This is a genomic window from Bacteroidia bacterium (genome assembly GCA_041391665.1).
In the GTDB taxonomy this organism is placed as follows: Bacteria; Bacteroidota; Bacteroidia; order J057; family J057; genus JAGQVA01.
Window position 1 is genome coordinate 1909761 of record JAWKNO010000002.1, and the last position, 20887, is coordinate 1930647.

Consider the following 20887-nt stretch of genomic DNA (forward strand, 5'->3'; position numbering starts at 1 on the left):
ACAGTTAGTTTTTGGGGTTGTAAGCTGTTCTTTTATGCGTTTTCAACATTCTTTCCATTTCCTCGTTTGTCCAATTGTTTTTCTCCCAAATTTCATCCGCCATTTGTGTTACTTTACTTGCCAAATACCTAACTATCAACCTTTTAATTTCGACCATATCATTATCATCTAACTCTCTTGCAAAGAGCTTAAGTATTTCTAACTGATGATTATTTAATCTGAAATTTTGTGGTATGGCATCCATAATCACTATATTTTAGAAACAGACTTCCACCTGTTTTTGCCTACAATTCAATTGTTGATATCTGTCTGCACGAGTATTAAATTTACGAAAAGTATTGAGAAGTATTCTTTAGCGATTAAGAAATTTTTGTCTTGGTTCCCGCAACCTTTACACAATTTACCCTATATCATCTATATCCATATAGATCTTCTTCCCCTTCTCCCTCCCGATCCGCACCATTTCATCGGCGCCTGCCGATGGGCCTCCGATACGAAGCACGGCGTCCACTTTGTCGAGAAGGCGGATGGCTACCGGGTGGAAGATTTCGTTGAAGATTTCGTCACCCATTTGCTTTGAGCCTGCCGTTTCGATCAGCGGCAAGGCAAACCACTCGCCCATAACCGGCAAATGGCCCATACGAAAGAGCGTCAGGGAAACCTGGCTCATATGTTCAACATTGGCGGCGATCAGCTCCGGCTGATCATTGGTACCGGAGCGATAAGGACCTGCTACGAGAATGAGTTGGGACATAGGTTAAATTTTATGGCATTACACATTAATCCGAAAAACAAACAACGGAAAACTTGGCGAAACTTTGCGTGTACTTTGCGTTACTCATATGTTTACAACTTAATGAAACTGATCTTCGATCTGAGATGATAGGGTTCACGCAAAGTCCGCAAAGGAATCGCAAAGGAACGCAAAGGGGGGGCGCATACATCTCCGCGAGACTTTGCGTGTACTTTGCGTTACTCTGTGTCTCATTTCAAACTACTTGTCGATGACAAAACATTCCATATTGAAACGCAGAGTCTCGCCGAGGAATCGCAGAGGAACGCAAAGAGGGGGCACATACATCTCCGCGAAACTTTGCGTGTACTTTGCGGTACTCTGTGTCTCATTTCAAACTACTTGTCGAAGACAAAACATTCCATATTGAAACGCAGAGTCTCGCCGAGGAATAGTGCCGCGCCAGATAAGAATCTTTGTCGCCGTCTGCGGCAAAGCCAAAGTCCTGACTCCATACCACCGGCATTTCGCCGATATAGTTTCCGGCAAACTCGGAGTTTCGCGCACCCGAAATCGGGAAATTGTGTTGACCGGAGAGGATATGTTTTCCGCTAAGTCCCTGCATAAAGGCGAGCAATGCACGGGCTTCAGGGGAAGCATTGGGCGTAACGGGTGCGGGATTTTGTGCAGAAAGTGAAAGGGTCAGAAGGAAAAATAACCCTGGGAGAAAAATTTGGCGACAGTAGTTCATGGCAGGTAGTATTTAGATATTTCGATTTCCGCAGATTTCACTATTTCTGCTGGTTTTGCATCCTTTACTGTCCAGCGTCCGCCGGGAGAGGAGGCGACAGAGGGAGTGATCTCTCAAACCTGACTTCAGGATATTGTTCAGGTAACCTGCTGATTGCTGTAACCGGCCGGGCCTTCAAATAAACATCAAAAAAAATACGCAGACAGGCGGAGGAAACGGTCAGTCCCCTTTCTTCGCCAATCGGACCCAGTGCGCCAAATATTCTGGAGACAAACCATTCGGTCAAAATTGCTCTGTCGCTGAAGTTGAAATGTCTTGCCCCCCGAAGGCTAATCCAGATACGGCTTTCCGGCAAACGGTCATATATCGACTGAATGTTTGATTGTATTTCCAGACTTGCTGAATCGGATTCTTCAGCATGATCTGCCAATAAAAACATTACAGGCTTTGGGAGGCCGGTTGTGCTCACCGCTCCAAATGGTGCCCCGTCCATATCAACCGACACTTTACAACGTATATCATCCCGGCAAAACTGAAGGGCTGTAGCGCCTCCAAAAGAGTGTCCAAAAACTCCTAATTCCTGAAGATTTAAATGCCCGCTAAATATATTATTAACATCACCTTTATTGAGTGATTCCAACTTATCCAAAACAAAACGGGTATCTGCTGTCCAAATCGTTACCAAACGGTTCAACCTACGGGTTCGCTCTTCAGAGGGGGCGCTGTCGCCCGGGTTTCCCTGTTGGGTTCCAAAAACCACTCGCCCATCAGGAAATACAACAACGCTGGTGCTGTATGGCGCATCCGAACCTACCACCACATAACCATGGCTTGCCAGTTCTTCCGCGAGGGTTGTATAGTCTCCGGCCATGGCCCCAATCCCTGACTTCATCAGCAAAACCGGGTAACTCACCTGTTTGGATGAAAGCCTGGCGTTCAAAATACTGTGAGAATGGACTTTGGATAAGTCTTTCAAAATTATATTTGATAACACCGGCCCCTGTCGCTCTTTGAGGGCCTTGCGCAAATCCGCAGGAAAATAGTCAGCAACAATGTCTGAATTTGCTGAGTCCGCAGGATACCAAACCCAGACGACCAGTTCGCGCTTTACATCAGGCGTCGGTGCCAGACTATCTGTGCGGGTACTGTCTTTCCATGCAAAGGTGGTACGCCCAACTGCATAGGTCCCGGTGGGTACGGGCAATGTTACCGACTGACTGTGTTCAACCCAAAACAACCCTAAGCACACACAAATCAATACTAAAGCCCCTGAGAGACCAAAGAGAAATATTTTCAGGGAAATCTTCAGGACTTTTCTCATCACAGAATGCGTCTAATGGTGAATGGATCTGTGTTCCCAAATTACAAAATCATACCTTATCATTAACCATCCTCACCAAATCTTCTCAAAGTCCTGTTTTTGATAGGTTTTCCCGGATGAAATAAACAGGGAGTCTGTTCTGTTTTTCAGGTTTAACGGATCGGAGTTACCAAATAGCCGTGAAAGCATTGCCAGCGGAAATAGCAACAGATAAAAAATAATCGCCAATAGTATCGGGGGAATAATCAATGACATCAGCCCGCCCAGCTTTAGCCAGAGATAATCGATTTTTTTACTGAGTCTGGGAGAAAATACGCCTGCAAGGCCTACTCCCAGGGAAACCAGAATGGCCCAATTCCATCCGTAGATCAGAAACAAAATCAGAAACCCCATGGAAATGGTCAGTACAGTTTGGGAGGGATTATGCTTTTTCATAACCTAAAATAAACTGTAAATAAATGGCGCAACCGCACTCCCTGCACCATACACCAGCAAAATCGCCATAAACAGCAATATCATGATGACGGGGGCCAGCCAGATTTTTTTCCGCTCCCGCATATACTGCCATAGATCCCGAAGTATGTCCATTTTTTTTATTTATTTTTAGTATCAAACTCACCCCAACGATTCCCGGAAAAACACATAATCCCCAACCACCAGAATATCCATCTCTGTTTGTTGAAAACATCGATATGCGTCTTCCGGCGTACATACGATCGGCTCGCTCCGCACGTTAAAACTCGTATTTACCAGCAGAGAACATCCCGTCTGCCGTTTGTATTCCGTCAACAACTCCCAAAAACGGGGGTTTGTCTCTCTGTGAACGGTTTGAACCCGGGCAGAATAATCCAAATGCGTAACTGCCGGTACATCGCTTCGCACAACAGACAGTTTTTCCTTCAAAGGTAAGAGATGAAAATTTTCCGGCAAGGCCTTTCGGCGGTTTTCCCTTACCCCAACCACAAATGACATGTAAGGAGAAGCAAATCGGGAATCAAAATATTCGCCCATATCCTCATACAAAACGGCTGGTGCAAACGGGCGAAAACTTTCCCGGTTTTTGATCTTCTGGTTCAGTTTTGTCTGCATATCTACGCGACGGGCATCTGCCAGAATGCTTCGGTTTCCCAATGCGCGGGGGCCATACTCCATCCGTCCCTGAAACCATCCTACGATCTTCCCACTGGCCAGTGCTGTAGCGATTTTTTCGGCAAGCTGATGAAAATCCGTATATTTTTGAAAAACAGCTTTTTGCCTGCGGGCCATTTGTTCGATGGTTTTATCAGAATACGCCGGGCCAAGAAATGCGCCCTCCATGGTGTCTTTTTGTGCATCAATTTTGCGTTCCTGTTCGAAGTACAAATAATAAACCGCCAAAGCTGCCCCCAACGCGCCACCGGCGTCTCCTGCTGCGGGTTGAATGTATATTTGCCTGAAAATCCCTGCTTTCAGCAATTTGCCCGCAGCTACGCCATTGAGCGCGACACCGCCCGCAAGACAAAGTGTATCCATCCCCGTAATCTTTTGGGCCTCCACCGCCATTTTTAACACCATTTCTTCCGTGATGGTCTGAATTGCCAATGCCAGATCGCTGTGATGTTGCTCGATGGCAGATTCAGGCGCCCTCCTGGGAAAACCCAGCAATTTCTCCCATTGTTTGTCTTTGGTCATTCGCAGACCTGTGGCGTACCGAAAAAACGCCTGATTGAGCCATACAGAACCGTCGCTTTTGATATCGATCATTTGGGTTCTGATCTTTTCAATATACCCGCGTGTCTGCGGAGAACCGGGGTCGCCAAAAGGAGCCAGGCCCATGAGTTTATATTCGCCCGAATTGACCCGAAAACCGAGGTAATAGGTAAATGCGCTGTACAGCAATCCGACTGAATGGGGGAAACGCAATTCTTTATGAATGGTGATGTCACGGCCATCTCCCGAACCAATCGCCGCGGTACACCATTCCCCTACTCCATCGATGGTCAGAATCGCTGATTTTTCAAAAGAAGAAGGATAAAATGCGCTCGCAGCATGGGATAAATGATGTTCGGAAAATAGCAGCGGAATGCGTTTTTTATCGTAGTTTCCAATAGCTTTAAGCTCGCCAATGAGTATTTTTTTGAGGAATAATTTTTCATTCAGCCAGACAGGTATCGCTTTTAAAAATGACTGTACCCCCCGGGGAGAAAAGGCATAGTAGGTTTCCAACAGGCGCTCAAATTTGAGGAGAGGTTTTTCATAAAAGACAATGGCATCCAGTTCGTCTATATCCAGCCCGGCCTGTTCGAGGCAAAAACGAATAGACCGGGCGGGAAAGACATCCGTATTTTTCTTTCGGGTAAATCGCTCCTCCTGTGCTGCGGCGACAATTTGCCCACCGATAATCAGTGCTGCTGCGGAGTCGTGGTAATACCCGGATATACCTAAAATCTTCTTCATTCGCCGGTTATGGTAAAAGAAAGTCTATTATTTTTTTTGCATAAATTTCATGGGCCACCGCATTGGGGTGGTCGTCAAACGGCGCATTTGTATATTCTTTCAGCGAAAGATCAACGGAAATATCGAGTGTTTCAATTCCTGATTTCTCCAGTAACGCCAGCATCTTTTTTGTCTCCGCCGAATGGGTAATTCCCGTTACTACAAGGCGAATATGTGCCTCATTACACAGGGCCTTGATCATGGAAAATAGTTGGATCGTATTGGCCCTGGCATCAATCGCGCGGCGCTGGCTTTGGTCTCTCAGGTCCTGAAGGAAATTTACGGATGCAAAGGTTTCCCGGTACTCCCAGTTCTGGTAAAGGTCTTCCCATTTGCAGAAATGCACGTTTGTATTTTCCTGACTCAGGTAGGGAATTCGGCTCCCGTGCATACGGGTTTGTACCAAAGAGTCTGACCGCTGATAACCCATATATAAATCACGCCGATAGGCCGGGGTCAGCGAATTGCGGGCGTCGTGAAAGTCTGCATAGTTGAGGATAATGGTACCCGGAATTTCCCGCTGTGCGATAAGTCGCCGGATTTGCAAATATGCCTGAACCGTTCCATAGCCAGGAACCCCCAGGTTTTTAGTATAGGTATTGGGTAAATATTGATTTACAAGAAAAGGAAAAGTCAAGCTGTCAGAAACCCCCATTCCGTAGGTGAATGAACAACCCAAAAAATAGACAGAATCAGGGGAAGCTTCTGCCCGAAGTTTGTAGGTGGTAATTCGAAGGGAATCCTCTCCATGCGAAACGGTATATTTCAGTCCGTGATTGATCGTCACTTCATAGGTACCCGGGTTGAGCCCAAAACCCAGTTCAGCATGCGGGAGTATACAGTTTGCGGGAGATGACTCAATCGAGTATGCCACCTGCCGGTAAGGGCGGAAACCGAGAATCCACAAAGCCGCTTCCAGACAAGGAAAAAACAGCAAAGCAATATACAGCCCATACAAAACCTGGGACCGAAGCGGGGTGATATGCGGCTGGGGGCTCTCCAAACAGAAACTGTACTTACCCGTTAGTTATTCCATGATACTAATCGCAAACCCTCCACCGGGCGCAGCCTGTAAGGTCAGTTCCGTCTTGCTCGTCACTTCCATCTTTTTAATGGTATAGGCCTGGGGGTTGGTTTCATAATGGGCGTCTTTGGCATCGGCATAAATGATTGCCTGGTATTTTTTGCCGGGGTCGAGAAAACTGAGCTTGATGTTAGCCTGATGTCCGTTTTCGTCGCTGGTATTACCGATAAACCAGTTACCCGTTCCTTTGGCTTTTCTCGCAATGGTGATATAGTCTCCCGGCTCCGCCTCCAGGATTTTCGTGTCGTCCCAGTCCACGGCGACATCTTTGATAAACTGAAACGCATCGGGAAAACGGTTGTAGTTTTCGGGTAAATCCGCTGCCATCTGCAAAGGGCTGTACATCGTAACATAGAGCGCCAACTGCCTCACCAGGGTAGAATGGACAAAAGAATTATTCTTTGGGTTGATTTTGGAGACTTTGGTTTCGAAAATACCGGGTGTATAGTCCATGGGGCCGCCCATCAGACGGGTAAACGGTAAAATCGTGGTATGGTCAGGGTTGCTTCCGCCAAAGGCTTCGTACTCTGTGCCGCGGGCAGACTCGTTGGCGATCAGGTTGGGATAGGTACGGGACAAACCGGTAGGGCGAACCGCTTCGTGGGCATTGACCATAATTTTATACTTTGCGGCCTCTGTGATGGCATACAGATAATGATTGACCATCCATTGCCCATAGTGGTATTCTCCTCGGGGAAGTATATCGCCTACATATCCGCTTTTTACCGCATGGTAGCCATTGTCCACCATAAACCGGTAGGCTTTGTCCATATGCCGCTCGTAGTTGCGGACGGAGCCGGAGGTCTCGTGGTGCATGATCATTTCCACTCCTTTGCTTGCCGCGTAGCGGTGGATTTCCTCCACATCGAAATCGGGATAAGGCGTAACAAAGTCAAAAACGTAATCCTTCCATTTGCCAAACCAGTCTTCCCAGCCGGTATTCCATCCTTCCACCAACACGGCATCAAAGCCATGCTGTGCGGCAAAGTCAATATACTCTTTGACATGCGCAGTATTGGCAGCGTGAAGGCCATTGGGTTCGGTTTGGCTGTAATCAATCTGGTCGAGTTTTACACTTTGGTAGTTGTTGTAAGCCCACGAACTGCGCCCGGTAATCATTTCCCACCAGACCCCGACATATTTAACCGGCCTGATCCACGATACATCAGAGTATTTACAGGGCTCATTTAAGTTTAAAATCAGTTTTGATGCCAGAATATCGGTTGCCTGATCGCTTACAATCACTGTACGCCACGGCGACTGGCAGGGGGTCTGCATATATCCTTTGTCTCCAATGGCATCGGGGGTGAGGAAAGATTCAAGCACAAAGTTTTTGTCGTCCAGATTCAGCGACATACAGGAATAGTCTACCAGAGCGGCTTCATGAATGTTGATATACAAGCCGTCATCACTTTTGAGCATAAGCGGAGTCTGTACACCCGTTTCTGAAAAGGTCGTTTGTGAGGCATTGGGCGTGATAGCTGCGGCCATTTTACTGCGTACTTCTGATAATTTGGAAGTAACCGTGCTGTATTCTTGGGTATCGAAATCGCCCGGCAGCCAGAAAGCTGTATGATCACCCGCGAGGGCAAACTGTGTTTTTTCTTCTTTAATGATAAAATAACCCAGATTCTCCTGCTGGGGAAATTCGTACCGAAAGCCCAGTCCATCATCAAACAGCCGGAACCGGACAATAAAACTCCGCCGGGAAGATGCCTGGGTAAAGTGTGCGACCAGCTCGTTGTAGTGGTTGCGAATCGCCTTTACCTCTCCCCATACTGGTTCCCAGGTTTCGTCGAAAGTTGAAGTCGCACTTTGCGTAAGCGCAAACCCTGTGGTGAGCGATTGTGCGTCTTTTAGTTCCAGCCCCAGACGGCTTGGAAGAATGACCGGGCGGCTTTTATAATCGAGTCGATAAGTGGGTGCGCCATCCGTAACCGTTACAGTCAAAACCAGCGCACCATCCGGTGATGTAAGCCCGGCAGCATGCAGAAAAAAACCTGTGGCGATGAGAAGAACTGAGAGAAATATATTTTTCATTTTGCGGTAATTATTCCAAGATCATTTTCATCCCATCATACAAAAAATAGAGGGAAAACAGAAATAGAGAAATGCCCAATACCTGCATAAGCCGCAGATAAGACTGGTTGTTCAGAAATGTTTTGGACCGGGCGGCAATAAGGGCAACCCCTACTTTTGAACCGACCAATAACAGATAAAAAGACAAGAAAAACAGTATCACAGACAGTGTATTGGTTTCGGCTGCTTTTAGTGCCAATGGTGCGCCGATTGTTGCCCAGAAAAGATAGGGGTGCGGGCTGAGGAAATTGGTAATAATGCCAATCCGAAGCGAAGATGGGTTTGTTTCAGGATCAGGAGTCAGCGACTTTGTACGGAAAGTTTCATACCCCATGTAAGCGATAAAAATACCGCCGGCGAGCGAAATCAGGCCCAGCACGGTATGAAATGCTGATAGGCGGGAGAAAATCGCCAGCGAAATCAAAATAACCGGCAAATCTGTAATCAGCGGTGCAAAGGCAATCTTAATCCCTGCTTTCAGATTGTGCCTAAGGGTTTCCATCAGCATGAGTGACAGCAGGGGTCCCGGAGAAATGCCTGCGGTCAAGCCCAAAAGTGCCCCGATAGACAGATATTGAAAAGTCTGAAGTGTAAACATGAGAGCACACTTTTTTCCACGCTCACTTTTTCTTTTTCAAAGCTTTGGCTATCCCGGCCTCCACCAATGGCTCCATAATCGCATACCCTTCGGCATTGGGATGAACACCGTCGGTACCGAGGTTTTCTTTCAGTCCCTTGCGATCGTCAACCATAGCGGAGAAGTAGTCGACATATACCAGTTTATTTTTTTGCGCATACGCCTGAATCAGAGAATTGAGTTTCACCACTTTTTCGGCAGGCTCAAGTCCTTTTCGCCAGGGGAAATCATAAGCGGGAAGTACTGAGCACAAAACCACCTTTATATCATTGGCTTTTGCCAGTTCTGCCATGGAGTAGATATTGTCTGCAATGGCTTCGATTGTGGAGGGACCTGTATTTCCGGCGATATCATTGATACCTGCCAGGATGACTACGACAGAGGGTTTCAGTGCGATGACGTCCTGCCGGAAACGAACGAGCATCTGCGGGGTAGTCTGGCCGCTGATGCCGCGGTTGACATAAGGTTTTCCTTCAAAAAACCCGGGACGGCTGTTTAGCCAGCCGATGGTAATAGAGTTCCCCATAAATACTACCCGGTTTTCTCCGGGTCCGGGCGCAGTTAGCTGGGCATTTTGTTCCTGAAACTTCGCCAGATTTGGCCAGTCCTGAGCCAGGGAAATGGTTAGAAAGTAATGAGTAAGCAAGAGAGCAAATAGCAATTTCAAGTTTTTCATAAGACATATTTTAAAACAAGATTCATTTAAATTCTGCCATCCGGGCAATTCGGGAAGGTGTTTCACGCTGTGGAAGTGGCGTTAAACCGAACAATCTTCAAAAAAGCCAATCGCGACCAGCGCCTCATAGAGCGCATTGGTTTCAGCCTCGGTCAATGTGCGAATAGGAGTCCTCGGAGGACCACAGTCTTTACCGATCATCTGCATGATGGCTTTGCCGGCGGAAAGTCCGCCGTACTGGTGAAGGAGGGCAATTGCCTCCACCGATTTGTTCTGGTAAAACCGCGCCTGATAGATGTCTCCTTTGCCAAATGCTTCCAGCAATCGCTGATAAACCGGCATGTGATAGTTATAGGTACTGCCTACCGCCCCATCTGCCCCCATAGAAAGGGCAGCCAACAGCTCTTCATCGCGCCCCCAGAGCATTGTGTACTTTCTGTCGCGAAACTGCGTACAGCGGTGAAAGTCCATCAGATTGCTATGGGAGTACTTGATCCCCACCAGATTGGGGATTTTTGTCTCTGCGATTTCCAGAAATGCATACATAGAAAAATTTACCCCTGTAAGAACCGGAATGTGGTAATAGTACACAGGCATTTCCGGGACAACAGCGGCAATTTCAGCACAATATTGTACAAGGTATTCGACAGAATGAACGGGAAAATAGCTGGGCGGAATGATGGCGATCGCATGCATACCGGCATCTCTGGCATACCGGGAAAGCTCTATGGCGTCGGGCTGACAATTTCCGCCGACCATTGCGATCGTCGTAAAACCTGCCGGACAGGACTCGCCCCAGGCTAAAAACATATTTTTCCTTTCTTCCAGCGTCAGGGAAGGGCCTTCTCCGGTAGATCCACAGATAAATGCGCCTTTCACGCCATTGGATGCAAGAAAAGCGGCCATTCCGGGTATCACTTCCAGGTTGATGCTACCGTCAGCATTCATCGGGGTAAAAGGCGCAGAAATAATAGCGTGTTTAGGTAAATGGTGGTCCATATAGGGGAAATTAACGGCTAAAAAAATGATGCGGCGCAGTAGCTGTAACTGTGCCGCATCAGGAGAGAGCGAGAAACGGGAGTCGAACCCGCGACCCTCAGCTTGGGAAGCTGATGCTCTACCAACTGAGCTATTCTCGCTTAGGATTTTCTGTCTAAATCCTATACAAGTATAAGACTTTTTGATAAGATTGTTACGGAAAAATTTAAGTAATTTTCAGACATATGCTGAACCATTTGCTGTTTCTGACTCCGGGATTTCCTGCCAGCGAAGCAGACACCGCCTGTCTGCCCATGATTCAAACCCTGATCAAAGAAATGGCTGCTCATTTTCCGGAAACAGTGGTATCCGTCGTATCTACGCAGTATCCTTATGAAGTGGGCGAATACCGGTGGAATGGTCTCCCGGTCTATACTGCCGCAGGCAAAAACCGCCGGTTTCCGCTCCGGCTCAAAACCTGGTACGAGGCAAAGAAGTATATCCTCCGCCTTCACCAGAAAACCCCCATCAGCCTGATCCATAGCTTCTGGCTTAGTGAATGCGCCCTTCTGGGGCATTATATCGGAAGACAACTCGGCATTCCTCATCTCAACACCGTAATGGGGCAGGATGCAAAAAAAAACAATCCCTACCTCAATGCCCTCCCTCTGGAAAAAATGCAGCTTGTGGGGCTTTCTCCCTTTCACGCGGAGCGGTTTCGCGATTCCACCGGAAAAAACCTTCTTTCCGTAGTTCCGCTGGGTATTGACACAACAGCATTTCCTCCGCTAAATACAGCACCTCGCCCGATTCATCTGCTCGGCGTAGGGTCACTCATTCCCCTAAAAAACTATGGGGTTTTTGTACAAGCAGCGCAAAAGCTCCGTCTGCTGTTTCCAGACCTCCGATGTGAGCTTGCCGGAGACGGCGTCGAAAGAGAGAGGCTGGAAAAAATGGTAGAAAATGCAGGGCTTACAGACCATTTTTACTTTTGCGGGCAAATACCGAGGGAAGAGGTTTTGGAAAAAATGAGCCAAAGCCGGGTGCTCTTTCATCCCTCGGTGTATGAATCTTTTGGATATGTATTTTCAGAAGGATTGTACTCAGGGATGCAGATATGCAGCCGGGCCATTGGTGCAGCCACACCCGGCCCCCGTTGGATGGTTGCGAAAGACGATGAAGATATGGTCAATATTGCGAAAAAATCACTTTCACAGCCCTATAGTCCTTTGCGGGAAAAAGTTCCGACAATTTATGACATGGTTCAAACTTATCGAAAATACTACTTGTCTCTGTTATGACCCACCGTTAATCGTTGGAAAATCACCAGTTTGTGTAGTATCTTAAGCGGGTAAAATCCCGTATTAACGACAACAATGAATGTAAAATATGTTTGAGAAAACCGGGAAAGTTTTGGTGATAGATGATGATGAAGGGATTCTCCTTACGCTGAAAATTCTGCTACGCAAGCACTTTTGTGAGATTGTCACCGAAATGACGCCGCAAAAAATCACGCAGCTTCTGAGCCAGCAACATTTTCATGTAGTCATGCTCGATATGAATTTTGCCATTGGTGCGACCAATGGTAAAGAAGGTTTTCACTGGCTGAAAACCATTAAGGAGCTTTCGCCGGAGTCGGAAGTGGTCATGATGACCGCTTATGCTGATATCGAACTGGCTATCCGGGCGATAAAAGAAGGTGCGATGGATTTTGTGATCAAACCCTGGGAAAATGAAAAATTGATCGCTACGGTTCTCGATGCATTTAAGAAAAGCCAGATGACTGGCAGCCATTCTCCAATGGTTATACCTACTACTTCTGCAGCCGCAGAAGTAAACAGGGTATTTATGTTTCTGGACATCAAATCTTCGACAGAAATCGCCGATACCCTGGGTCATTTCCGCTACTTTACCCTCCTGAATGATTTTTTTGCCGATATCTCTGAGTCCATCTCTGAATGGGAAGGAGAAATATACCAGTACGTAGGGGATGAAGTCGTCGTGTCATGGCCGCTGGAAACAGGCATTGAAGCGGCCCGATGCCTGAATTGTTTTTTCCAAATCTGCGACCGCATGGATATGCTCGCCCCCCGCTACCTGGAAAAATATGGTATTCAACCTCAATTTAAAGCAGGTTTTCACTGTGGAATTGTAACTACAGGTTCTATTGGTACCATTAAAAAGGAAATTGTATTTTCAGGCGAGGCGTTGGCTGTCGCCGCCAGAATTGAAGGCCTGTGCAACCGTTACCGGGTAAATCTTCTCCTTTCGGAGGACCTGATGGGACATTTGCCTGAAAATGATTTCTTTGTTTCCCGAAAAATTGACGATATTATCCTTCGCGGAAAACAAAAACCCATGACACTTTACAGCGTCGAAAGACAAAAAACCGCTTAGTACGACGACTATGGACAGATTTGAGAAGTTTGCAGAAGAGCTGAAACAGATTGCTCCCTTTAATATCCGCTACAAGGACGAGTCCTGGGAAATGCAGGTATTAAATCTGTTTGCCATGCCTTTCTGCCCTGAATTTCTCTCCCGGTTTACCACTGTTGTCGGCAATAATATCTATTTCCCCAACCGGTCATTTATCCGCATGAACCCTGACGCTGCCATGCGCACCCTCGCACATGAAGCAGTACACATTCTGGACATGGACCGCTGGACGCCCGGCTTTTTTGCAGGGGCTTACCTTTTTCCTCAAATTCTTGCGCTGGGTGTTTTTCTTTTCCCTTTTTTGGGAATCTGGGCATTGCTGTTTTTGCTGTTTCTCCTACCCATTCCGGCACCCTTTCGCACTTACTTTGAGGTTCGCGGTTATGCTATGGATGTGCTGACAGTCGCCCCTCACCAACGAAAAGCTGTGCTGGATCAGGCGGTTGCGCAATTTACCGGATGGAATTATTACAAAATGTTTCCCTTCGAATCATCGGTCAGGGCGCAAATCACCGAATGGGTAAATAAAGCTGAAAAAGGCGAAGCCAAAGACCTGATGAAAATCCTGCTCATCTACGAATTGGTAGTTGAGGAATAAAGGGTAATTTGGTTCTATGAAACCATTTTTATCCTTACTCATCTTCTTTTACGGGCTCTCTGCCTATAGTCAGTCTGTTGTCCGTATTATCAATTGCAATATCATCGACCCTGTTTCTGGCAAAATCGCCGCCAACCAGGATATTCTGGTGGAAGGAGATCAGGTCAAACGCATTTCATCTCATCGGAACCGGCCAGGCGTACCGGGAGAAACTACCATTGATGGTTCTGGTAAATGGGTCATTCCCGGCCTGACCGACGCACATATCCATTTTTTTCAGTCGGGAGGATTATATGCGAGACCCGATATCATTGACCTTCGCAACCGGGTACCTTTAGAGAAAGAGCGAAAGCGCGTAATGGAAATGGCCCCGGATTTTCTGGCTCGTTATCTGAGTTGTGGTATTACAACGGTATGTGATATGGGAGGGCCACTCACCAACTATGATATCAGAGCGAAAGCCCGCACAAACGACTTCGCGCCCGATGTGTATGTAACCGGGCCCCTGATTTCATCCTACCAGCCGGAAGAGTTTGGCACACAAGACCCGCCGATCGTCAAAGTCTGGACGCCTGAAGAGGCACGGGAAATGGTCAGGTCGCAGATTCCGTTACATCCCGACTATATCAAAATCTGGTATATTGTTCGGCGGGGAGAGAAACCCGAACAATTTCTGCCCATTGTCAATGCGGTGGTAGAAGAAAGTCATAAAAACGGATTGCCCGTAGCAGTTCATGCCACACAGTTGGAAACGGCGCGTCTTGCGGTAATGGCCGGTGCCAACATACTCGTTCATAGTGTAGATGATCAGGTCGTGGACCAGGAGTTTATTGACTTATTGGTTGAAAAAAAGGTGAGTTATATCCCGACCCTGACGGTAAGCGAAAATTATTCCCAGGTGTTGGGCCAGCATATGGAGTTCCGGCAGGAAGACTTTACGATAGCCAACCCATATACTTTGGGAAGTCTGACGGACCTAAGAGGTTTCCCGGCAAATGAAATCCCGGACTATGTACAAAACCTCATGGAAAAACCGTTTTCCCGTTCGCCCAAAGTGAATACGATGTATGAAAATCTGCGTCAGCTTCAGGCCGCAGGGGTAAATATTGTAACAGGTACAGACGCCGGAAATATAGGCACCCTTCATGCTTCCAGTTATTACGAAGAGATTGCAGCGATGAAAGCCGCAGGTCTGTCTCCGCTGGAGATCCTGAGATCGGCGACTTTCAATGCAGCCAAAATGTTAGGGAAAGATAAAACACAGGGTACTGTCGCAGCAGGAAACCAGGCAGATTTGGTGCTGCTTTCGGAAAATCCACTGGAAAATATCCAAAATCTTAGCAAAGTGCATATGGTCGTTGCCAAAGGCAGGGCCATGCATCCGGATTCACTGTTGCCGGGAAGTCCGGAGTTGTTGGCACAACAACAATTAAATGCATGGAATTTGAAAGACATTCAGGCGTTTGCCAATTGTTTTGATGAACATGTCGAGGTGTACAAGTATCCCAATGATAAACAATATACAGGAAGAAATGAGCTATACGAGCTGTATTCACCATTCTTCAAAGAAGTCCCGCAGGCATATTGTGAGGTAGTAAAGAGAATCCATATGGGTAATGTGATAATAGATGAAGAGAAAATCACCGGAATAGGAACGGCCCCTCCCCGACGAGTGGTTGCCATCTATGAAGTAGCCGGAAACAAAATTATCAGAGTAACCTTTATCTATCCCTGAGGAAAAAAATCCGGAAAATCTGTTATAAAATTTTGTTTTTTGAACAACCATTTAGTTTATTTGAAAAATTATTCAGCAGTTATCAAAATAAATTTCACCTATACGGAAATAACAGAGAGGCAAAAAGTTTATATCTACCCACTAGTAGGTATTGCAATTGGGGTTTTCCTTGGAGTAATTCGCACTGTAAAGCAATCAGGTTAAGGCCTATCAGTTACTCGCCATTTTACCGAAGGGCACATACCAGAAAGACAGCGTTGTGGAACAGAACCAGGAATCTTCACATATAAAGTCTATTGAAGATCTCTTTAAGAGAGACCGTGAACATGGCCTGTCCATAATGGATAATATTGCGACAATATTACCCGGGAAAATTTTTTTGTTGGAGATCTTTGAAACGTCGGGAAACATAGAACTTAACACAACTTTTTGCAGCTATCAAGATAGCAGCAAAGTTGATCATACAAACGAAACAGATAGTTTCAGACCATGTATTCATCCGGAGGATTATACGTGGCTGGTAGATCGGTTTAAAAGCTCTGTCAGGCCGGAAACTGATGCGTTTCAATTTTTCGCCAGGCTACGCGTAGAATCAACTCCACAAAGTGAACCAGAAAGATTTATCTGGCATTTCTTCACTGTAAAAATCTTACGGAAAGATCAGGCTGAGCTGCCTGCCAGATTATTGTGCATTGCTGTTACAACAGAAAATATTGTCAACCACGAACGCAAATTTGAGACCTATATTCAAGATGCCTCTTTTATCAGAGCGAATCAGGAAAAGTTCTTTGACCTCACTTTTAGAGAAAAAGAAGTTTTGCATCTACTCTCAAAAGGTTTTACCAACCGTCAAGCCTCTTTGCAACTAGGAATTTCAGAGCAAACCGTGAAAACGCACAGAAAAAAAGTAGTGAAAAAACTACAAACCGCAAACCCAATGGAACTGGCCAATTATCTCGTTTTCTTCGAATAACGGCCAGAAAAAGATATTTAAGAATGCATATCTATTCAGCAGTGACATGGCCTTGTCCCGAAAGGGATAAGGTCAGTCTTTTATACCTACACATGGGTATTGCTTATTAAAAATATTAATCGTAAAATTGTCGTAGTATTTATTAAATAGACGTTCAATTTATTTTCTTGCACTTTCATTCGCTGTCTACCTGCCATAAGACTATTTAAAAGAAAATAAATTTATTATAAGATTTGATCTCTTTAGAGCATTTTTTGGGTCGATGGAAGGTGTGGTGGTAATTCCTTTGCCATGCACACCTCCTCTTTGGTTCAAATTCAAGTATTTCACCCCACTCTTGTAACTCTACTTTTCGATTATCGTCGGTCAATTTTTTCATTTTTCAAATGAAGCCCGATGAACAAACTGAGCGAAAAAAAATCACGTCGCAAGCTCTATTCTCCTAAACAAACACCTGTTAAAGAAAAAAGTCTTCAAACCACAACTAATCCGGTATATGATCCACCGACATTACCATTTGTACAAATGGTGAAAACCTGGCTCAATTCACGTCAAACGACAATTTTCCTTGCTTTATTTTTTGCTCTTTTACTGATGGGCTTTCTCCTGAAAGATTCTTTCTATTCAGGAAAAGGGGGGAAAACCGCTGAAAAGCTCATCGCAGGCCAGAAAGAAAATCCGACTGCAAAACCTGCTTTGCCGGAATCAGGACTTACCGGAGAGAATCTCAGTGATACGCAAATTGTAATTTCTGACGAATCAGGTATTTCCCCTGATGAGGATATTCCCGCAGAATCCGGGGCGGAAAAAATACCTGATGCGATCAACCTGGGATCACCTGATGGCATTTTTGATATTCTGGGGAACCCGCTTGCCGGCGAACCGCTTCAGTTTCGGATCCGCAACTATGATCCCTCGATTGTCTATGAAATTAATTTAGGCAATGGAGAGCGTCAACGTGTGTTTAAGGAAACGACCTACCGATATGCCGAGCCGGGAAGTTTTAAGGTCACCCTGAGTTTTTCCAAACCCGGAGAGCCTGGGCTATTTGTGCACCGTTACCTTAAAATCAAGCCTGTAGAGATAGAGGAGACAGACAATATTCTCGCTGAAAATCCAATTCCTCCGGCAAGTTCCAGTCCATTGGCAAAGGCTGACACTCAACTCCCCAAAAACCCTGTACGGGATTCCGGATCTTTTCAGACAGGATTATCGGGCCCCGGGCCTTCTGCAACTACCCTAATCAAAGAACAACCGCAAGCTGCTCCTGTGCAACCCCAACCCGTAGTTAAAACAGAAAAAACCGAACCAGTAATTTCGCCCAAAACACCCCTGGAATTTGCAGAAAAAATGCCTGCCTATCCCGGAGGATCCAAAGCGCTGAACGACTTCTTCAATCAGCAGATCAACTATCCCGAAATGGCCCGTGAAAACGAAATTGAAGGGAAAGTGTACGTCCGGTTTGTCGTTCGTCCGGATGGTTCTGCCAGCGACTTTACGGTCGTACGGGGGATTGGATTCGGCTGTGATGAAGAAGCCCTCCGTGTAGTAAACAACATGCCCAAATGGATTCCCGGAGAACAATCGGGACAAAAAGTTTCTGTGATCAAAACATTGCCTATTACTTTCAGATTTAAATAATGACGATTCGCCTTACTATTTTACGCTATGTAATCTCCTTGTTCACCTTATTGCTGCTTTCATCTGCTTACACTTTTGCCCAACATACGATCCGAGGTGTCGTCCTTGACGAATCCAACGACGAGTCTGTGATCGGCGCTACGGTTACCATTAAAAATCAGGCTGTAGGAACCACCACAGATATGGATGGCATGTTTTCACTCAGTACTGACCTGGATTTTCCCCTAACCCTTGAAATTTCCTTATTCGACTTTATCACAACTTATGTCATTGTAGAAGAAGAAACCGAACTTCTTGCAATTGTTTTACGACCCGAAAATACGTTCAGCGAAGAGATCGTGGTCTCCGCTTCACGGATCGAAGAAAGAATCCTTGAATCACCGGTCTCCATTGAGAAGTTTACCCTGATGAAAATCAGAGAAACGCCGGGGGTAGATATTTTTGCCAGCATGGCCGGAATGAAAGGTGTGCAAATCAATACCAGCAGCCTCACCTTTACCTCCATCAACACGCGTGGATTTGCCGATGCTCAAAACTGGCGGTTTATTCAGTATGCCGATGGTATGGAAATCAATTCACCCGGGCTGAACTATTCATTCGGAAACCTGATCGGCCCTACAGAGCTTGACCTGCGCAATGTAGAGATTGTACCGGGCCCGGGTTCTGCGCTTTACGGACCTAACGCCTTTAACGGTCTGCTTGTAATGAATTCCAAAAGTCCCTTTGACTATCAGGGTGTCAGCGCCCAGGTGAAAGGCGGGATAACGGTACAAAATGCTTCCGGGAATAATCCTTTCGGCGAATTTTCTCTCCGCTATGGGAAAATGATCAACGAAAAATGGGCATGGAAAATAAATCTCAACTATCTCACTGCGACCGATTGGGGGGCAAATGACGAATCTTATCATATCACGCCTCAAAATATTTCACAGAAAGACCAGTTATTACAACTTCCCCGCTCCCACCCCAACTTCAACGCAGTGAACGTTTATGGGGATGAAATTGCTGTGCCGGTATTTATTACTCCGGATTCTTCGATTCAGGTCAACCGCTCAGGTATTGCCGAATCAGAAATCCTTGACTACAGTGTCAACAACTTCAAAGTCAATGGTTCGTTGCATTTCCGCCCGACAAAAAATGTAGAGGCAAGTTACGACGTGCGCTTTTTTCATGCAGACGCTATCCTGCGTCATACCACTGTTTACCCTCTGCGCGATATACGGCAGTTGATCCAGAAACTGGAAGTACACGGGGATGAGTTTAATGTAAAGGCCTACTACAGCTACGAGGATGCCAATAAATCCTATGCACTGCTGGGAACAGGGGCATTTATACAGGAAGGGCTGAAATCCAGTGCCCGCTGGTCAGCGGACTATGGAGCGGCTTACAGGGGTGAAGTTCCCGGTATAGCCCCCGGCGACCACTCAGCTTCCCGGTTATTTGCTGACAGAGATATACCTGGTTCCACCAGCGAAGCTTTTCAAAAACTTCGCACAGCCAGTCTTTCCAACCCCGATGTACTCACCGGCGGCTCCCGATTCATCGACAAATCGAGTATGTTGCATGTCGAAGCCAATTACGACTTCCGGGGAAAAATTACCTTCTTTGATCTTCAGGAAGGAATCAGCTTCCGCCGGTATTTCCTCAACTCCGAAGGCAATCTTTTCAATGACGGGCCTTCAGGGTTTAACGGCATCATCCCAATCCAGGAATACGGCGCATATGCACAGGGATCCAAAGATTTGCTGAATGACCATCTGGCGATCAGGGCTTCGCTCCGCATGGATAAAAACCAGAACTTTGAAGCGAGAGTCAGCCCCAGGGCATCGGCTGTGGTAACATTGGGGAAAGAGCGGCAGCACAACTTCAGGTTCTCAGGCCAAACGGGTTTTCGCAACCCGGCAACGCAGGAGACCTATATAGCGCTTGATATTGGAAGTGCCGTTATCCTCGGTGGAACCCAGGATAATATTTATAACTATAACTACAGCATGGGGGAAAGCCAGGTCGTCAATGGAAGGGATATCCACCAGCAACTCGTAACGCTCGCTTCAGTCGGACAATTTCTCGCCACTGGCGCCAATAATCCTTCCCTGCTGGTACCCGCCCGGCTCGAATTTCTGAAACAAGAACAGATATCTACCTTTGAGTTTGGCTACCGGGGACTTTTGGGACAAAAACTCCTGATCGATGCAAATGTCTATTACAATACCTACCGCGACTTTGTAACCCGAACCCTTGCTTACAGCTTGCTGGTCAACCGGGCCTTTGCCGTCTATACCAATGTTCCCGACGAAATCACCAGCTATGGCGCAGGGCTGCAACTGGAGTATCTCTTCCCACTGGGCTATCGTGTATGGGGTAACTATACCTATACAAACTTTGATGCAGATAAAGCACTGGCCAATAATCCCGGCTTTTTCCCAGCGTTCAATACACCCAAAAACCGGTTTAATATCAATATCAGCAACCGCGATGTTTTTGAAGGAATTGGGTTCAGCGCAGCTTTCCGCTGGTCAGATTCTTACCTTTGGCAGTCTCCTTTTGGACAGGGTGAAATCAAAGCCTATAGTGTTGTCGATGCGGCACTCAGCTATCGGATCGCACCCGCAAAGTCCACGATAAAAGTGGGTGCAGCCAACCTGTTGAATCATGAGTACAAACAAATCTATGGAGGACCGGCTATTGGTGCCCAATATTACCTGAGCCTTACCTTTGACGAATTGTCAGGGCAACCCTGAGAACCGTATCGGTTACTTCAAAATCGATA

The 20887-nt window shown here is 46.4% G+C and carries 19 protein-coding genes and 1 tRNA gene; 7 read left to right on the forward strand and 13 right to left on the reverse strand.

Annotated features, from left to right (window positions below):
* Nucleotides 1-4 precede the first annotated feature (4 nt).
* From R3D00_19270 to R3D00_19330, 13 genes are all read right to left on the reverse strand, one after another.
* Nucleotides 5-244, reverse strand: coding sequence for a hypothetical protein (locus tag R3D00_19270; protein ID MEZ4775334.1), 240 nt, complete (start codon nucleotides 242-244; stop codon nucleotides 5-7).
* Nucleotides 245-400: 156 nt separating this feature from the next.
* A complete protein-coding gene (locus tag R3D00_19275) occupies nucleotides 401-754 on the reverse strand; it encodes a DUF4406 domain-containing protein (protein ID MEZ4775335.1) in 354 nt (117 codons plus the stop codon).
* Nucleotides 755-1121: 367 nt separating this feature from the next.
* A complete protein-coding gene (locus tag R3D00_19280) occupies nucleotides 1122-1484 on the reverse strand; it encodes a hypothetical protein (protein MEZ4775336.1) in 363 nt (120 codons plus the stop codon).
* A gap of 64 nt (nucleotides 1485-1548) precedes the next feature.
* On the reverse strand, nucleotides 1549-2805 hold the full coding sequence (locus tag R3D00_19285) for a family membership (GenBank protein MEZ4775337.1): 1257 nt from the start codon (nucleotides 2803-2805) through the stop codon (nucleotides 1549-1551).
* Between the two features lie 72 nt (nucleotides 2806-2877).
* Nucleotides 2878-3240, reverse strand: coding sequence for a hypothetical protein (locus R3D00_19290; protein MEZ4775338.1), 363 nt, complete (start codon nucleotides 3238-3240; stop codon nucleotides 2878-2880).
* Nucleotides 3241-3243: 3 nt separating this feature from the next.
* Nucleotides 3244-3393, reverse strand: coding sequence for a DUF5989 family protein (locus tag R3D00_19295; GenBank protein ID MEZ4775339.1), 150 nt, complete (start codon nucleotides 3391-3393; stop codon nucleotides 3244-3246).
* Nucleotides 3394-3420: 27 nt separating this feature from the next.
* Nucleotides 3421-5241, reverse strand: coding sequence for a carbamoyltransferase (locus R3D00_19300; protein MEZ4775340.1), 1821 nt, complete (start codon nucleotides 5239-5241; stop codon nucleotides 3421-3423).
* Between the two features lie 7 nt (nucleotides 5242-5248).
* Nucleotides 5249-6283 (reverse strand): hypothetical protein, encoded by a 1035-nt coding sequence (locus R3D00_19305; protein MEZ4775341.1) that lies wholly within the window; start codon nucleotides 6281-6283, stop codon nucleotides 5249-5251.
* 24 nt (nucleotides 6284-6307) lie between these two features.
* Nucleotides 6308-8404 (reverse strand): glycoside hydrolase family 97 protein, encoded by a 2097-nt coding sequence (locus R3D00_19310; protein ID MEZ4775342.1) that lies wholly within the window; start codon nucleotides 8402-8404, stop codon nucleotides 6308-6310.
* 10 nt (nucleotides 8405-8414) lie between these two features.
* Nucleotides 8415-9041 (reverse strand): LysE family transporter, encoded by a 627-nt coding sequence (locus tag R3D00_19315; protein ID MEZ4775343.1) that lies wholly within the window; start codon nucleotides 9039-9041, stop codon nucleotides 8415-8417.
* A gap of 22 nt (nucleotides 9042-9063) precedes the next feature.
* Nucleotides 9064-9756, reverse strand: a complete 693-nt coding sequence (locus tag R3D00_19320) for an SGNH/GDSL hydrolase family protein (protein ID MEZ4775344.1) — start codon at nucleotides 9754-9756, stop codon at nucleotides 9064-9066.
* Nucleotides 9757-9837: 81 nt separating this feature from the next.
* The gene (locus tag R3D00_19325; protein ID MEZ4775345.1) at nucleotides 9838-10755 is read right to left on the reverse strand and encodes a dihydrodipicolinate synthase family protein; all 918 of its coding nucleotides are present in this window, start codon (nucleotides 10753-10755) and stop codon (nucleotides 9838-9840) included.
* A 67-nt stretch (nucleotides 10756-10822) separates the two neighbouring features.
* A tRNA-Gly gene (locus tag R3D00_19330) sits at nucleotides 10823-10895 on the reverse strand.
* An 84-nt stretch (nucleotides 10896-10979) separates the two neighbouring features.
* On the opposite strand from R3D00_19330, the gene R3D00_19335 reads away from it, so the two are divergent.
* The 7 genes from R3D00_19335 (at nucleotide 10980) to R3D00_19365 (ending at nucleotide 20858) form a co-directional block, all read left to right on the forward strand.
* Complete coding sequence (locus R3D00_19335) at nucleotides 10980-12035, forward strand: glycosyltransferase (GenBank protein MEZ4775346.1); 1056 nt, start codon at nucleotides 10980-10982, stop codon at nucleotides 12033-12035.
* 88 nt (nucleotides 12036-12123) lie between these two features.
* Nucleotides 12124-13131, forward strand: coding sequence for a response regulator (locus R3D00_19340; GenBank protein ID MEZ4775347.1), 1008 nt, complete (start codon nucleotides 12124-12126; stop codon nucleotides 13129-13131).
* Nucleotides 13132-13141: 10 nt separating this feature from the next.
* Nucleotides 13142-13768, forward strand: a complete 627-nt coding sequence (locus R3D00_19345) for a hypothetical protein (protein MEZ4775348.1) — start codon at nucleotides 13142-13144, stop codon at nucleotides 13766-13768.
* A gap of 16 nt (nucleotides 13769-13784) precedes the next feature.
* A complete protein-coding gene (locus R3D00_19350) occupies nucleotides 13785-15503 on the forward strand; it encodes an amidohydrolase family protein (GenBank protein ID MEZ4775349.1) in 1719 nt (572 codons plus the stop codon).
* Between the two features lie 259 nt (nucleotides 15504-15762).
* Entirely contained in the window at nucleotides 15763-16476 is a 714-nt protein-coding gene (locus tag R3D00_19355; protein ID MEZ4775350.1) for a helix-turn-helix transcriptional regulator, read from the forward strand.
* Between the two features lie 396 nt (nucleotides 16477-16872).
* Nucleotides 16873-18117, forward strand: a complete 1245-nt coding sequence (locus tag R3D00_19360; protein ID MEZ4775351.1) for a TonB family protein — start codon at nucleotides 16873-16875, stop codon at nucleotides 18115-18117.
* Nucleotides 18117-20858, forward strand: coding sequence for a TonB-dependent receptor (locus tag R3D00_19365; protein MEZ4775352.1), 2742 nt, complete (start codon nucleotides 18117-18119; stop codon nucleotides 20856-20858). Before R3D00_19360 ends, R3D00_19365 begins: the two co-directional genes overlap by 1 nt.
* Nucleotides 20859-20887: the final 29 nt, after the last annotated feature.